This is a genomic window from Rhodococcus sp. C1, assembly GCF_020809065.1.
GTDB classification, from domain to species: domain Bacteria; phylum Actinomycetota; class Actinomycetes; order Mycobacteriales; family Mycobacteriaceae; genus Rhodococcus_F; species Rhodococcus_F qingshengii.
On the sequence record NZ_CP078080.1, the window covers coordinates 2,718,271 to 2,732,880 of the forward strand.

Annotated in this window: 15 protein-coding genes; 14 read left to right on the plus strand and 1 reads right to left on the minus strand. The window is 63.6% G+C overall.

Features of this window, described 5'->3' with window-relative positions:
- Positions 1 to 10: 10 nt before the first annotated feature.
- From rimP to KTR60_RS12650, 12 genes are all read left to right on the plus strand, one after another.
- The gene (gene rimP, locus KTR60_RS12595; protein ID WP_228402207.1) at positions 11 to 631 is read left to right on the plus strand and encodes a ribosome maturation factor RimP; all 621 of its coding nucleotides are present in this window, start codon (positions 11 to 13) and stop codon (positions 629 to 631) included.
- Complete coding sequence (nusA, locus tag KTR60_RS12600) at positions 628 to 1,659, plus strand: transcription termination factor NusA (RefSeq protein WP_003942738.1); 1,032 nt, start codon at positions 628 to 630, stop codon at positions 1,657 to 1,659. The genes rimP and nusA overlap by 4 nt, the downstream gene beginning before the upstream one ends.
- A gap of 44 nt (positions 1,660 to 1,703) precedes the next feature.
- Positions 1,704 to 2,054: a YlxR family protein gene (locus tag KTR60_RS12605; protein ID WP_019748063.1), complete on the plus strand. Its 351-nt coding sequence runs from the start codon at positions 1,704 to 1,706 to the stop codon at positions 2,052 to 2,054.
- A 108-nt stretch (positions 2,055 to 2,162) separates the two neighbouring features.
- Positions 2,163 to 5,108, plus strand: coding sequence for a translation initiation factor IF-2 (gene infB / locus KTR60_RS12610; protein WP_030535614.1), 2,946 nt, complete (start codon positions 2,163 to 2,165; stop codon positions 5,106 to 5,108).
- A 113-nt stretch (positions 5,109 to 5,221) separates the two neighbouring features.
- Positions 5,222 to 5,512, plus strand: coding sequence for a DUF503 domain-containing protein (locus tag KTR60_RS12615; protein ID WP_003942205.1), 291 nt, complete (start codon positions 5,222 to 5,224; stop codon positions 5,510 to 5,512).
- Between the two features lie 810 nt (positions 5,513 to 6,322).
- Positions 6,323 to 6,802, plus strand: a complete 480-nt coding sequence (gene rbfA, locus KTR60_RS12620) for a 30S ribosome-binding factor RbfA (protein ID WP_003942248.1) — start codon at positions 6,323 to 6,325, stop codon at positions 6,800 to 6,802.
- 12 nt (positions 6,803 to 6,814) lie between these two features.
- Entirely contained in the window at positions 6,815 to 7,807 is a 993-nt protein-coding gene (locus tag KTR60_RS12625; RefSeq protein WP_030535612.1) for a DHH family phosphoesterase, read from the plus strand.
- Between the two features lie 10 nt (positions 7,808 to 7,817).
- Complete coding sequence (locus tag KTR60_RS12630; protein ID WP_051720815.1) at positions 7,818 to 9,221, plus strand: MATE family efflux transporter; 1,404 nt, start codon at positions 7,818 to 7,820, stop codon at positions 9,219 to 9,221.
- Positions 9,206 to 10,129: a metallophosphoesterase family protein gene (locus tag KTR60_RS12635; protein WP_030535610.1), complete on the plus strand. Its 924-nt coding sequence runs from the start codon at positions 9,206 to 9,208 to the stop codon at positions 10,127 to 10,129. Before KTR60_RS12630 ends, KTR60_RS12635 begins: the two co-directional genes overlap by 16 nt.
- Positions 10,130 to 10,142: 13 nt before the next feature.
- Positions 10,143 to 10,802: a 4'-phosphopantetheinyl transferase family protein gene (locus tag KTR60_RS12640; RefSeq protein ID WP_003942126.1), complete on the plus strand. Its 660-nt coding sequence runs from the start codon at positions 10,143 to 10,145 to the stop codon at positions 10,800 to 10,802.
- A 24-nt stretch (positions 10,803 to 10,826) separates the two neighbouring features.
- Positions 10,827 to 11,747 (plus strand): tRNA pseudouridine(55) synthase TruB, encoded by a 921-nt coding sequence (gene truB / locus KTR60_RS12645; RefSeq protein ID WP_030535609.1) that lies wholly within the window; start codon positions 10,827 to 10,829, stop codon positions 11,745 to 11,747.
- A complete protein-coding gene (locus KTR60_RS12650; RefSeq protein ID WP_065352396.1) occupies positions 11,744 to 12,220 on the plus strand; it encodes a GNAT family N-acetyltransferase in 477 nt (158 codons plus the stop codon). The genes truB and KTR60_RS12650 overlap by 4 nt, the downstream gene beginning before the upstream one ends.
- Positions 12,221 to 12,229: 9 nt before the next feature.
- On the opposite strand, the gene KTR60_RS12655 is transcribed toward KTR60_RS12650, so the two are convergent.
- Positions 12,230 to 12,976 (minus strand): metal-dependent transcriptional regulator, encoded by a 747-nt coding sequence (locus KTR60_RS12655; RefSeq protein ID WP_030535607.1) that lies wholly within the window; start codon positions 12,974 to 12,976, stop codon positions 12,230 to 12,232.
- A gap of 117 nt (positions 12,977 to 13,093) precedes the next feature.
- On the opposite strand from KTR60_RS12655, the gene KTR60_RS12660 reads away from it, so the two are divergent.
- Together KTR60_RS12660 and rpsO are read left to right on the plus strand one after the other, a co-directional pair.
- Positions 13,094 to 14,074: a bifunctional riboflavin kinase/FAD synthetase gene (locus KTR60_RS12660; RefSeq protein ID WP_003942148.1), complete on the plus strand. Its 981-nt coding sequence runs from the start codon at positions 13,094 to 13,096 to the stop codon at positions 14,072 to 14,074.
- Positions 14,075 to 14,232: 158 nt separating this feature from the next.
- Positions 14,233 to 14,502 carry a 30S ribosomal protein S15 gene (gene rpsO / locus KTR60_RS12665; RefSeq protein WP_007735061.1) on the plus strand — a complete coding sequence of 90 codons (270 nt, stop codon included), beginning with the start codon at positions 14,233 to 14,235 and terminating at the stop codon, positions 14,500 to 14,502.
- The last annotated feature ends 108 nt before the right edge of the window (positions 14,503 to 14,610 follow it).

The following is a 14,610-nucleotide window of genomic DNA, read 5'->3' on the forward strand; positions in this document are numbered from 1 at the left end:
AGTTCGCGAGATGCCGGTGCCATCCAGGGAGAGGGTGATCGAGCTGATCTCCGAACTCGTGCACGCCCAGGGTTACGACGTCGAAGACGTTGTCGTGACCAGTGCGGGCAAGCACAGCGCGGTGCGCATCATGGTCGACAGCGATGCCGGGATCGAGCTCGATGCCGCCGCGGAGATCAGCAGACTCGTTTCGGAACTTTTCGACGCCCTCGAGGAAATCGGTAAAACGCCGTACACCCTCGAGGTGACCTCTCCGGGAATCGATCGCCCACTGACGCTCGATCGTCACTGGCGTCGGGCTCGCGGACGTAAAGCGCGAATCGATCTGGCCGGCGAGACCGTGGTGGGCCGTATCGGAACGTTGAACGACGATTCCGTGGCAGTTGTCATCGGTGGCCGAGGCGGACTGACCGTGCGCGAGATTGCACTGGGCGACGTTCAGAAGGCTGTAGTTCAGGTGGAGTTCTCGAAGCCCAGTGAGGCGGAGTTGGAACTCGCGGGCGGCATCCCGGAGGGGCGCGCAGTTCCCTCCGATGCGGTTGACCTCACCGAGGACTCGGGCGTGGACAGTGTCGAAGACGACGAAGCAGAATTAGAAGACGTAGGAAACGAAGAAGGGTTCGACAAGTGAATATCGACATTGCAGCGTTGCGAGCGATCGAAGCCGAAAAAGGTGTCTCGATCGAAACTGTGATCGCCACGATCCAGACCGCACTGCTGACGGCGTACCGCCACACCGAGGGGCACAAGCAGAACGCTCGGATCGATGTCAACATCAAGACCGGTTCGGTGCGAGTGATGGCGCACGACACCGATGCCGACGGCAACATGATCGGTGAGGAGTGGGATGACACTCCCGAGGGATTCGGACGCATCGCGGCGACCACCGCACGCCAGGTCATCCTGCAGCGTCTGCGCGACGCCGAGCACGAGCGCAGTTTCGGTGAGTTCTCCACCCATGAGGGTGAAATCGTCGGCGGTGTCATTCAGCGTGACACGCGTGCGAATTCCCGCGGAATGGTCGTCGTCCGAATCGGCAGCGAATCCAATGGCGCCGAAGGATTGTTGCCGCCTGCAGAACAGGTTCCCGGCGAGAACTACGAGCACGGTGAGCGCATCAAGTGCTACGTCGTCGGGGTTGCTCGCGGAGCCCGCGGCCCACAGATCACCCTCTCGCGGACCCACCCGAACCTGGTTCGCAAGTTGTTCGCACTCGAGGTTCCAGAGATCGCGGACGGCAGCGTCGAGATCATCAACGTCGCGCGCGAAGCGGGACATCGTTCCAAGATCGCCGTTGCCTCACGTGTGCAGGGGCTCAACGCAAAGGGTGCATGCATCGGCCCGATGGGTCAGCGCGTCCGCAACGTCATGAGCGAACTCGCGGGGGAGAAGATCGACATCATCGACTTCGACGAAGATCCCGCGACGTTTGTGGGCAACGCACTTTCCCCGTCGAAAGTGGTCTCCGTCACTGTCGTCGATCCCGAGGCTCGTGCGGCCCGTGTCATCGTGCCCGATTTCCAGCTTTCGTTGGCCATCGGAAAAGAGGGTCAAAATGCCCGCCTGGCTGCGCGGTTGACGGGTTGGCGTATCGACATTCGTAGCGATGCGGCACCCGTTGGCGACGCGTCCGACCGGCCCGCCACGTCCAACGGATAACAGTGGAATGCAGTGATCGAGACGGTTCGGCGGTAGAGTGGACAATGGTTCGACGTGAGTCCTCGGATTCTGCGCGCGTGAAACCCGGTTCGCCGGTCAGAACGTGTGTGGGATGCAGGGAACAAGGGTCGGCTGTCGATCTGTTGAGGGTCGTGGTTGGTGAGCAGGGGCCGGAGGGTTCCCCGCTCGTCCCCGACGTATCGCGAAGACTCCCCGGTCGAGGTGCATGGCTGCACCTGGATCCGAGTTGTCTGAGCCTGGCAGAGCGGCGCCGAGCATTCAGCAGAGCACTGCGAGTGTCCGGAAATCTGGACACGTCCGCTGTCGACCAGCTGGTCGACGCAGTTCACACAAAAGCAGTACCTCTCGAGAAGAACAGGCACAAGCACTCATGAGCACACCGTGAAGCACCAACGATGAACGTCCATCGGCGATAACCCGAGGTCGTGCGGGACCCACATCTGTGGGATGCCTCCTGCTCGACCTCATCAGTGAGGAGAGCAGTGGCAGGCAAGGCCCGCGTGCACGAGTTGGCTAAAGAACTCGGTGTCACCAGCAAGGAACTACTCGCAACGCTCAAGGAGCAAGGCGAGTTCGTGAAGTCTGCGTCATCCACAGTGGAGGCGCCCGTCGCCCGTCGTCTGCGGGAGTCATTCCCGTCGGCAGGCGGAGCAGAAACCAAGTCCGAGACCGGCGCAGCCGCTCCGGCGGCTCGCCCCGCGGCAAAGCCCGGCGCACCGTCGCCGTCGGCTGCAAAGCCTGGCGCACCGCGTCCCGGCCCCAAGCCGGCCGCACCCGCACCGGCTGCTCCCGCAGCTCCGGCCCCGGCAGCCCCCGCGGCTCCCGCAGCCGCTGCTCCGGCAGCACCGTCAGCGCCGGTCCCCACCCCGACGTTCAACGCTCCGAAGCCAGCACAGCCGGCACGTCCGGCTCCGGCTGCTCCCGCAGCGTCGGCACCGGCAGCCCCCGCGGCTCCGGCCGCACCGTCCACTGGCGCAAAGCCCGGCGGACCGCGTCCGGGACCGAAGGCACCTCGCGTCGGTAACAACCCGTACTCCTCGGCACCCGCCGAGCGTCCGGCACCTCGTCCGGCTCCCGGCGCACCGCGTCCGGGCGCAGGTCAGGGCGGTTCTCGTCCGGCTCCGGGTCAGGGCGGTCCCCGTCCGGCTCCCGGTCAGGGTGGACCTCGTCCGGCTCCGGGTCAGGGCGGTCCCCGTCCGGCTCCCGGTCAGGGTGGACCCCGTCCGCCTGCAGGTCAGGGCGGACCCCGTCCCAGCCCCGGCTCCATGCCTCCTCGCCCGAACCCGGGTGCAATGCCTGCTCGTTCCGCTCGTCCCGCGCCCGGTGGCGGCGGACGTCCGGGTCGTCCCGGTGGCGCTCCCGGTGGTCGTCCGGGTGGCGGCGGCGGTGGATACCGCGGTGGCGGCGCTCCCGGCGCCGGTGCCGGTGCAGGTGCTCCCGGTGGAGCAGCTCCGGCCGGTGGATTCCGCGGTCGTCCCGGCGGCGGTGGCCGTCCCGGTCAGCGCGGCGCAGCGGCAGGTGCATTCGGTCGTCCCGGCGGAGCAGTTCGCCGTGGACGTAAGTCGAAGCGGGCGAAGCGCGCCGAGTACGAAAGCATGCAGGCTCCCGCAGTCGGCGGCGTCAGGCTGCCACGCGGCAACGGCGAGACCATCCGTCTCGCTCGCGGCGCATCTCTGTCGGACTTCGCGGACAAGATCGATGCGAACCCCGCAGCACTCGTGCAGGCGTTGTTCAACCTCGGTGAGATGGTCACGGCAACTCAGTCGGTCAACGACGAGACGCTGGAGCTGCTCGGCGGCGAAATGAACTACGTCGTGCAGGTCGTCAGCCCGGAGGACGAGGATCGCGAGCTGCTCGACAGCTTCGACCTCACCTACGGCGAGGACGCCGGCGGAGAAGAGGACCTCGAGTCCCGTCCGCCTGTGGTCACCGTCATGGGCCACGTCGACCACGGTAAGACCCGTCTGCTCGACGTGATCCGTAAGGCGAATGTCCGTGAGGGCGAAGCCGGCGGCATCACGCAGCACATCGGTGCCTACCAGGTGCTGACCGAGCTCGAGGGCAACGAGCGTCTCGTGACGTTCATCGACACCCCGGGTCACGAGGCCTTCACGGCCATGCGTGCTCGTGGTGCCAAGGCCACCGACCTCGCGATCCTTGTTGTCGCAGCCGACGACGGCGTCATGCCGCAGACGGTGGAAGCGATCAACCACGCCCAGGCGGCCGACGTGCCGATCGTGGTCGCGGTGAACAAGATCGACAAGGAAGGCGCGAACCCGGACAAGATCCGGCAGCAGCTCACCGAGTACGGACTGGTGGCCGAGGAATACGGCGGAGACACCATGTTCGTCGACATCTCGGCGAAGCAGGGTCTCAACATCGACGCACTGCTCGAAGCAGTGCTGTTGACGGCCGACGCTTCCCTGGATCTGCGCGCCAACCCGGACATGGACGCTCAGGGTGTTGCCATCGAGGCGCACCTCGACCGTGGCCGCGGCCCCGTCGCTACCGTGCTCATTCAGCGCGGAACGCTGCGGGTCGGCGACTCGATCGTTGCCGGCGATGCTTACGGCCGCGTCCGCCGCATGGTGGACGAGCACGGTCAGGACGTCCACGAGGCACTGCCTTCACGTCCGGTCCAGGTCATCGGCTTCACGTCGGTCCCCGGTGCAGGCGACAACCTGCTCGTGGTCGACGAGGACCGTATCGCTCGTCAGATCGCGGACCGTCGCAACGCACGTAAGCGCAACGCGCTTGCAGCGAAGAGTCGTAAGCGCATCAGCCTCGACGATCTCGATGCAGCTCTGAAGGAACATTCACAGCTGAACTTGATCCTCAAGGGTGACAACTCGGGAACCGTGGAGGCCCTCGAAGAGGCTCTCCTCGGAATTCCGATCGACGACGAGGTGCAGTTGCGCGTCATCGACCGCGGTGTCGGTGGCATCACGGAGACCAACGTCAACCTGGCTGCTGCGTCCAACGCGATCATCATCGGCTTCAACGTCCGCGCCGAAGGCAAGGCAACGGAGCTGGCGAACCGCGAGGGCGTCGACATTCGCTACTACTCGGTGATCTACCAGGCCATCGACGAGGTCGAGAAGGCACTCAAGGGTCTGCTCAAGCCGGTGTACGAAGAGGTCGAGCTGGGCAAGGCAGAGATCCGCGCCATGTTCCGTTCGTCCAAGATCGGCAACATTGCCGGTTGCTTGGTCACCTCAGGCAGCATCCGTCGCAACGCCAAGGCACGTCTCATCCGCGACAGCAAGGTCATCGCCGAGACGGTCACCATCTCCTCGCTCAAGCGGGAGAAGGAAGACGCTACCGAGGTTCGCGAAGGCTACGAATGTGGTTTGACCGTCACCTATTCCGATATCAAGATCGGTGACGTTCTCGAGTGCTACGAGCTTCGCGAGAAGCCGCGCGACTGATTATGTCGACACGGGCGTTGGGGCGGACGCACGTGAGTACTAGCTGACATGGACTCTCTCGGACTTGAACATACAAGTCCGAGAGAGTCCATTCGGCTCTGTATAGGGGGAAAATGTTTGTAGGGGCACTGGAGTTCGACATCCTTTTCGGCGATGTCCACTCACTCAAGGAAAAGCGTTCGATGCTGTCGCCGATCCTGACGGAACTCCGTCGATTCGGTGTGAGTGCAGCGGAGGCGGGGGAGCAGGGACGCCTGCGTCGTGCGCTCGTGGGCGTCGGTGTGGTCAGTTCGTCCGTCGATCACCTGCACGACGTTCTCGATCATTGTGAGCGGGCGGTCGCCGAGCGTCCGGAGATTCAGTTGCTGGCTGTGCGAAGGCGAATTTTCGGCCCGGAAGACTGAGCGTCACCGATCTGTGTCGCTTAGCCACTCTTCCAGACGCCGTAACGAATCGAGTTCGTCGGAAAGGGATTCGGCTCCGGTGAGGAAGCGCGTGATTCGCGGGGCGCCCTTGGCGAGGACTTCCCCGTAGGCGGCGCACTACTTCATGCAACTACGAACCGCACGGTAGACGCGCCCGGATCGATCAAGGTTGATGTGAGCGATTCGCTGGTCAGATTGAGGCCCGCGTTGCCCGCCCCGACCTCAATGGATATCTGGCGGCTCGATTCACCCCGCAGCGAACCGGATCCGTCAGAGATGTGCGTCAAGTCGATTGCTCTCGTTCCACCGGTGCGAGTGTCGCGGTTCGAATAATTGACGTAGGCGGTGATCGAACACGGGCTGTCGAAAAAGGAAGTCCAGGAGACTGAAACGACTGCAATGCCTGGACGGTCGTGCGGCGTTTGGACGTAGCCCGTGAGTTGTCCGCTACAAGGAAGGGTGTTGTTCCTTCCCAACGAATATGTCAATGGAAGCGGTGTGAACTCGCTGTGGTCGGCCGACGCGATTGCCGGCGAGCAAAGTAGTGCAGTCGCAACGAGTCCTCCGGAAATTATCGATGCGGTGATTCTTGATCGCGTCATCGACCGGACGTTACCAACAAAAGGGCGATCGGTCTGTGCTGTGGGTTCGGCAGGCGCGGGTGGATGGTGATTTGGTTGCCGGGTAGCCGATGGACGAGACTGTTGTCGGTAATAATTCTTGTTAACCAGAACTTTGATCGATCGAGTCACCTCGATTCGAGTGGCCAGGTAGAGGAGACTGACAGTCATGGTAGATCCAGCCCGGGCACGCAAGTTGGCAAAGCGTATCGGAACCATCGTCGCGACCGCGATCGATCACGAGATCAAGGATCCGCGACTCGCATTCGTGACCATCACGGACACCAAGGTCACCAACGATCTGCACGACGCGACGGTGTACTACACAGTCATGGGCGAGAAGGTCGATTCCGCACCCGATGTGGAAGCCGCCGCCGCAGGTCTCGAGAAGGCCAAGGGTGTTCTGCGCTCGAAGGTCGGTGCCGGAACCGGAGTTCGCTTCACACCGACTCTGACGTTTGTCGCCGATACCGTTCCCGACACCGCGCGTCATATGGAAGAACTGCTGGCCCGTGCCAAGGCCGCCGACGACGAGGTCGCCAAGGCGCGTGAGAATGCACAGCCGGCCGGAGATGCAGATCCGTACAAGGAGCCGCGAGTGGCTTCGGACGAAGACGAGGCGTCGCCAGATGTTCGTGAAGCCGACTGACGCGCACCGAGAATGACGATCACCGCACTTTCGGACGTCGACCCCTGCGAGGCGAAGTTCGCTCAGGTGGCCGAGGTTCTCGAATCGGCACACACGGTGACAATTCTCTGCCATGTGCAGCCGGATGCGGACACGATCGGCAGCGGACTTGCGCTCGGTCTCGTTCTCGAGCGTCGGGGCATTTCGGTGCAGGTCGCGTTCAGTCGGCCGTCGGCGCTGCCCGAGTCGATGCGCGATTTCCCCGGTCTCCACTTGCTCGTGGCGCCCACTGATGTTCGGGAAAGTGTCGATGTACTGGTGACGGTGGATGTCGGCAGCGAGGGCCGTCTCGGTGAGTTGTCGAGTCGACTCGCCGGCGCGAATCGCACGATCGTCCTTGATCACCATCGCTCCAATTCCGAATTCGGAAGCATCAACGTCGTCGACGAAACCGCGGCCTCGACGACGGCACTCATCGCACGATTCTTCGATGCGTGGGGAGTCGCGATCGATCGCGATATCGCGCACTGTCTCTATGCCGGACTGGTCACCGACACCGGCTCCTTCCGGTGGGGAGGTCCGCTTCCGCACGTGCTCGCCGCGCGTTTGCTGGCGACCGGCATCGACGGCGACGCGATTGCGCGAAAGCTGCTCGACACCCATCCGTTCGGGTGGTTGCCGATGCTGGGCGCTGTACTCGGGTCCGCGGTGCTGGTTCCGGAAGCTGCGGACGGCCGTGGGCTGGTGTACGCGGTGATCCGACGCAGTGACATCGGCGATCTTCGCTCCGAGGAGATCGAGAGCGTCGTCGATATCGTGCGGACCACTTCGGAAGCCGAAGTTGCCGCCGTACTCAAAGAGTCGGTTTCCGGAAGCTGGTCGATCTCGTTGCGTGCAAAGTCGGCGATCGACGTGTCGGCGGTCGCTGAAAGTCTTGGTGGCGGCGGGCACCGGCTGTCGGCCGGATATACGTCGACCACTTCCAGCGACGAGATTGTTGCCGCGCTCGTCGCGGCACTCGGCTGAATCCGCGGCATTGAGCGAATCTGACGCCACCTCGGCGGGATCTTCGGCAGCTGATTTCGACGTCACTGGGCGTCGAATCTTTTCCCTGGCGTTTCCGGCGCTCGGGGTACTGGCGGCCGAACCCCTCTATCTGTTGTTCGACATCGCCGTGGTCGGCCGACTCGGGGCGCTTCCGCTGGCCGGATTGGCAGTCGGTGGTCTGATCCTGTCGTTGGTGAGTACGCAGCTGACCTTCTTGTCGTACGGCACCACGGCGCGGGCCGCACGGCTTCACGGGGCGGGCCGCGAGCGCGACGCGGTGGGTGAGGGTGTTCAGGCGACCTGGCTGGCGGCCGCGATCGGCCTGGCCTTGGTCGTGATCGTGCAGGTGATCGCCGGCCCGCTGACTTCGGCGGTGGCCGGGACTCCCGACATCGCCGCGGCTGCGGAAAGTTGGCTCCGGATAGCGGTGTTGGGTGTTCCACTCATCCTGGTGGCCCTGGCCGGCAACGGCTGGATGCGCGGGGTTCAGAACACGGTGCGACCGCTGCGGTTCGTCCTTGTCGGCCTGGGTATTTCGGCGGTGTTGTGTCCGATTCTGGTGCACGGCTTGCTCGGTGCTCCGCGTCTGGAACTCGAAGGATCAGCTGTTGCGAATCTGGTGGGCCAGAGTATTTCGGGTGTGCTGTTCGCCTGGGCGCTCTTTCGTGAACCGGTTTCGGCTCGACCACATTTTGCGATCATGCGGGCGCAGATGCTGATGGGCCGTGACCTGATTCTGCGCAGCCTCGCATTCCAAGCGTGTTTCGTTTCCGCGGCTGCAGTGGCGTCGAGGTTCGGTGCGGCTGTAGTCGGTGCGCACCAAGTCGTCCTCCAACTGTGGAACCTGGTTTCGCTCCTTCTCGATTCCTTGGCGATCGCAGCTCAGACGCTGATCGGAGCGGCGCTCGGCGGTGGATTCGCAGCCGCGGCGAAAAGGATGACCTGGCGGATCACCGCTTGGTCGACGGTATTTGCCGTGGTGCTCGCGATCTTCTTCGCCGCCGGCCACTCCGTGATCCCCGGACTCTTCACGTCCGACGCCGAGGTGCTCGGTCAGATGTCGATCGCATGGTGGTTCTTCGTCGCGATCATGCCGGTGGCGGGAATCGTCTTCGCACTCGACGGTGTTCTACTCGGCGCCGGGGACGTGGTGTTTCTGCGCAACGCGACCATGCTCTGCGCAGTTCTCGGGTTTCTGCCCGCGATCTGGCTCTCCCTCGCCTACGACTGGGGTCTGGCCGGAATTTGGGCAGGGCTTACCGTGTTCGTAGTACTTCGGATGGTCGCGGTGTCGTGGCGAGCGTTTTCCGGCAAGTGGGCAGTGACAGGTCCGGCGACGGCGAGGCGCGGAAGTTCAACTGAGGAAGCAGAGGGATCGTGGCAGCAAAGTTGATGGCGGTGAGCGACATTCATGTCGGTCACAACGGCAACAAGCCGATGACGGAGGAACTGTTCCCGGATTCGCCTGACGACTGGCTCATTCTCGCCGGAGATGTTTCCGAGAAAACTGACGACATTCGGTGGGCGTTGAAGCTCCTTCGCAGCCGATTCGCAAAGGTCATCTGGATTCCTGGCAACCACGAACTGTGGACGACCGCCAAGGATCCGGTTCAGATTCACGGAGCGCCGCGGTACGAGTACCTGGTCAACATGTGCCGCGAACTCGACGTCATCACGCCCGAGGACCCGTTCCCGGTGTGGGAGGGAGTCGAGGGCCCGGTCACGGTCGTCCCGATGTTCCTTCTCTACGACTACTCCTTCCTGCCGGAAGGCGCGCGAGACAAGGAACACGGGCTCGAGATCGCGCGGGACAAGAACGTCGTCGCCACCGACGAGTTCCTGCTCTCGCCGCAGCCGTATGCAACGCGCGACGCGTGGTGCCGGGCGAGAATCGAATACACCCAGGCACGGTTGGACGCGCTCCCTGAAGGCACAAAAACCGTTCTCGTGAACCATTTCCCGATGGTCCGGCAGCCGACGGACGTGCTCATGTATCCGGAGTTCGCGTTGTGGTGCGGAACCACCGCGACCGCCGACTGGCATGTGAAGTACAACGCGGTGTGCTCGGTGTACGGGCACCTGCACATTCCTCGAACCACGTACTACGACGGCGTCCGCTTCGAGGAAGTCTCACTCGGATACCCGCGCGAGTGGCGTCGGCGTGGACTGCCGGAGAAGTTGTTGCGTCAGATTCTTCCCGTTCCGGAGTACCCGCCGGGAACGCTCAACAAGTGGGGTGGCCACTTCAAGGTCACGCCGGAGCAGGAAGCCGAAGTCGAGCGCATGCGCGCCGGACGCTGAGAGGTATCGCTACGTGATCGAACAGATTCTTCCCGGTGGAGTTGCGACGGCCGAGGCCTTCGTGGATCCGCCCGGTCTGGTTCCGCACCCCAGTGAGGAGGCGTTGATCGGCCGCGCGGTCGAGAAGCGTCGTCGTGAGTTCGTGACTACCCGGCACCTTGCGCGTCAGGCGATGGGCAAGCTCGGTGTTCCGTCTGCCGCTGTCATGCGCGGCGAGCGTGGTGCCCCACTCTGGCCGCAGGGAGTGGTCGGGAGCCTCGCCCATTGCGACGGCTACCGCGGCGCTGTCCTGGCGTACTCCATGCAGGTCCGCTCACTCGGTATCGACGCCGAACCGCACGGCCCGCTGCCGGACGGGGTATTGCCCGCGGTCAGCATCGAGGCGGAACGAACGTGGTTGGACACTCAGGAAACCGGCGGTCCGGTGCACTGGGATCGAGTGCTCTTCTGCGCGAAGGAAGCCACGTACAAGGCGTGGTTTCCGCTCACCGGGCGCTGGTTGGGTTTCGAGGACGCCCACATCACGTTCGAGGCGGAGTCGGAAACGTCCGGCACTTTCAACTCGCGTCTGCTGGTCCCCGGTGAGGCGACGTCCGGTCCGCCGCTCACTTCTTTCGACGGCAGGTGGTTGGTGTCGGACGGGCTCATCCTGACGGCAATTTCGGTGCAGTGAGCGCGACTGGCAGAATCGGCACACGTGTCAGCTCGTGAAAAGCCTTCCTCCGGTCTTGTCGGCGCCGGAATTCTGATTGTCGACAAAGAGGCGGGTATCACCAGCCACGACGTGGTCGCTCGGTGCCGCAAGTTGTTGAACACCCGCAAAGTGGGACATGCCGGGACGCTGGATCCCATGGCGACCGGCGTCCTTGTTCTCGGTGTGGAGCGTGCGACCAAGTTGCTCGGACTCCTGGCGCTGACCACCAAGGCGTATTCGGCGACCATTCGCCTCGGTGCAGCGACGGACACGGACGACGCCGAGGGTGAGGTCCTGACTTCCACAGACGCATCGCAAGTGACGGACGCGGAGATCGCGGCGATCGTGGCCACGCTGACCGGAGACATCAAGCAGATCCCGGCGAGCGTGAGCGCTATCAAGGTGGACGGTCAGCGCGCACATGCTCTGGTGCGTGCGGGAGAAACCGTCGAGCTGGCGCCGCGTCCGGTAACGGTGTCGACTTTCGAGGTTCTGGCTCGGCGAGATGTCCCGGGTGGCTTCGTCGATCTGGACGTCGACGTGGAGTGCTCGTCCGGTACGTACATCCGCTCGCTTGCCCGCGACCTCGGTCGTGAATTGGGCGTCGGCGGTCATTTGACGGCATTGCGCCGCACCCGCGTCGGGCCGTTCACTCTCGAACATGCGCGCACGCTCGAAGATCTCGCGGATCAGCCGGGTGTGAGCCTCGACATCGATCAGGCCGCGCAGACGGCTTTTCCGCATCGGCAGATCACGGCGGAGGAAGCCGAGGCGATCAGCCAGGGGCGCTGGCTCGAGCCGATCGGGATGAAGGGGATCTGTGCGGCGATCGATCCCACCGGTCACACGATTGCGCTTCTGCAGGAGAAGGGTCGACGCGCCAGTTCGGTGATGGTCGTGCGACCGGCGACGCTTCGCGGGTGATCGTCCGCGAGCGTGTCGACGGCGAACTCGACGGTTGCGTCGATGCGCTGGCACAGGTCCACGAGTGCGACGGATATCCGAACACGTGGCCGCAGAACCCGCACCGCTGGCTCAGTTCGCCCACGGTGGTGAAGGCGTGGGTCGGTGAGAGCGACGGTCGTGTTGTCGGCCATGTGGCCGTCGACAGCGAGGTCGCAGGTGCGCCCACAACCGCGGGATCGATAGCCGTGTCGCGATTGTTCGTTCATCCTGGCTCACGTGGAAACGGCCTCAGCGATGCGCTACTCGATGCCGTGACGGATTTCGCAGCCGAGAGTCGGTTGGAACTGGTGCTCGACGTCGTCGACGACGCTCTGCCGGCGATCGCACTGTACGAGCGTCGAGGGTGGGTGTACGTCGACGAGAGGCTCGCCGACTGGACCCGGACCGACGGCGTCCGGCCCGTGGAACGCCGATACCGACTGCCGCTTTGACTACCTCGGCTAGACGAGCCAAATTGCTTGAGCGACTGGACTTCCCAAGTCGATGGTGTTGGGGCTGTCGCCGAGTCGAACGGACACTGTCCCGGCGAAATCGCGGCGCTCCTCGACGGTGATCTCGACATCGAGACTGACGCCGACGGAATCGAAGTACCGGAGCATTTCGGGATCGGAATCGGAGATCCGGGCAACGCGGCCCCGCTCACCGTTGGCGAAGTCGCTGAGCTGGCGGGCCGGGGGTGTCGGCACCGAACCGTCGGTGGCGGGAATGGGATCACCGTGCGGGTCACGTTCGGGGAAGCCCAGTTTGGCGTCCATCCGAGAGATCATCAGATCGGAAACGGCGTGTTCGAGGACTTCGGCCTCGTCGTGGACTTCGTCCCAGCCGTATCCGAGTTCCTGAACCAGATAGGTCTCGATCAACCGGTGGCGCCGGACCATGGAGACGGCGGCGGCGCGGCCGCTGTCGGTCAGGGCGATGGATCCGTAGCGGGCGTGATCGACCAGGCCTTGGTCCGAGAGTTTGCGGATCGCCTCGGAGACCGTCGAGGCCGAGACGCTCATTTTCTCGGACAGGAGCTTGGTGGAAACCCGCTCGTGGGACCACTCCTGGATAGTCCAGATGACCTTGAGGTAGTCCTGGGCCACCGACGAGAGTGCGAGCGTGTCGATTGCCGCGTCGTGCGCCGAAGTGCTGTCGCCGTCCGACGTCGATGATGCTTCCGAGGTTCCGGTCTTGTGAGCTGCCACAACGCTTAGCTTAGGCTACGAAATCCGGAACTTCCGTACGTGAGCGGCAGCACAGCGGTGATTCGCTGGGCGGGTCCGAACGTGACCCGCCGCCGGTGGACCCGTAGGCTGCCAATCGTGCTGAGATGGCGTGGTCTCGACGAAGTTCCGGCCGATTGGGGTCGTTGTGTGCTCACTATCGGTGTGTTCGACGGTGTGCATCGTGGGCATGCCCAATTGATAGCGAGAGCGGTTACCGCTGCCCGCAAACGTGGTGTTCCGAGCGTGTTGATGACGTTCGACCCGCATCCCATGGAGGTTGTGCGGCCGGGTAGTCATCCAGCCCAGTTGACGACGCTGCAACGGCGTGCGGAATTGGCTCAGGATCTGGGCATCGACGTGTTCTGCGTGATGCCGTTCACCGCTGATTTCATGAAGCTGACGCCGGAGCGCTACGTCCACGAGATTCTCGTCGAACGTCTACATGTCGCCGAGGTCGTGGTGGGGGACAACTTCACCTTCGGCAAGAAGGCGCTCGGCAATGTCGATCTTCTTCGTGAAATGGGCGCTCGCTTCGGCTTTGCCGTCGACGGCGTCCAGCTGCTCGCCGAGCATGCGGTGACGTTCTCGTCGACCTACATCCGCTCGTGCGTCGACGCAGGCGACATGGAAGCGGCTACCGAAGCTCTGGGCCGTCCACATCGTGTCGAAGGTGTGGTCGTCCACGGTGACAAGCGTGGACGCGAGTTGGGGTTCCCGACGGCCAACGTTGCACCGCCGATGTTTTCGGCGATTCCGGCCGACGGCGTGTACGCGGCGTGGTTCACGGTGCTCGGTGCCGGCGAGGAACTCGGAACCGTCGTTCCCGGTCGCCGATACCAAGCCGCGGTGTCTGTGGGTACCAATCCGACCTTCTCCGGCCGGACCCGAACCGTCGAGGCATACGTTCTCGACACCGAAGCAGACCTGTACGGACAACACGTCGCGGTCGACCTGGTTTCGCGGATTCGCGGTATGGAGAAGTTCGACTCGATCGAGTCGCTCATCACGGCGATGAACCGAGATGTCGAACGCGCACGCCGGATTCTGAGTGAGGATGCAGAACGTAGCGTCGGTTGAGTTCCTCCTGTGTCAGTGGCGGCCGCCACATTCGCTCCAGGTGGGCGAGAGCGCCTCATTGCTGCTGGTAGGATCTTCTCTCGGTGCGTGCTGCGGTTTGCGGTGGCCGCGCCCGATCTAGTTCCTTTCACGCAAACGTCATCACAGGAGTGAATCAAGTGGCATTGACCACGGAAGAAAAGAAGGCCGTTCTCGGCGAGTACGGCTTGCACGAGACCGACACGGGATCGCCTGAAGCTCAGGTGGCAATGCTCACCAAGCGCATCACCGATCTCACCGAGCACCTCAAGACCCACAAGCATGACCACCACTCGCGTCGTGGACTGCTCTTGATGGTCGGTCGCCGTCGTCGTCTGCTGAAGTACGTGGCAAAGACCGACGTCGCTCGCTACCGCACGCTCATCGAGCGTCTCGGCCTGCGTCGCTAGATTTTTCTCACGACGCTGATCGAAAGCAACACGGCATGCTTCGGTTTGCCGAACACTCCGTCAGCCGGCGAAGCCACGCATATACTTGGCTTCGCTGGCTTTCGGCGT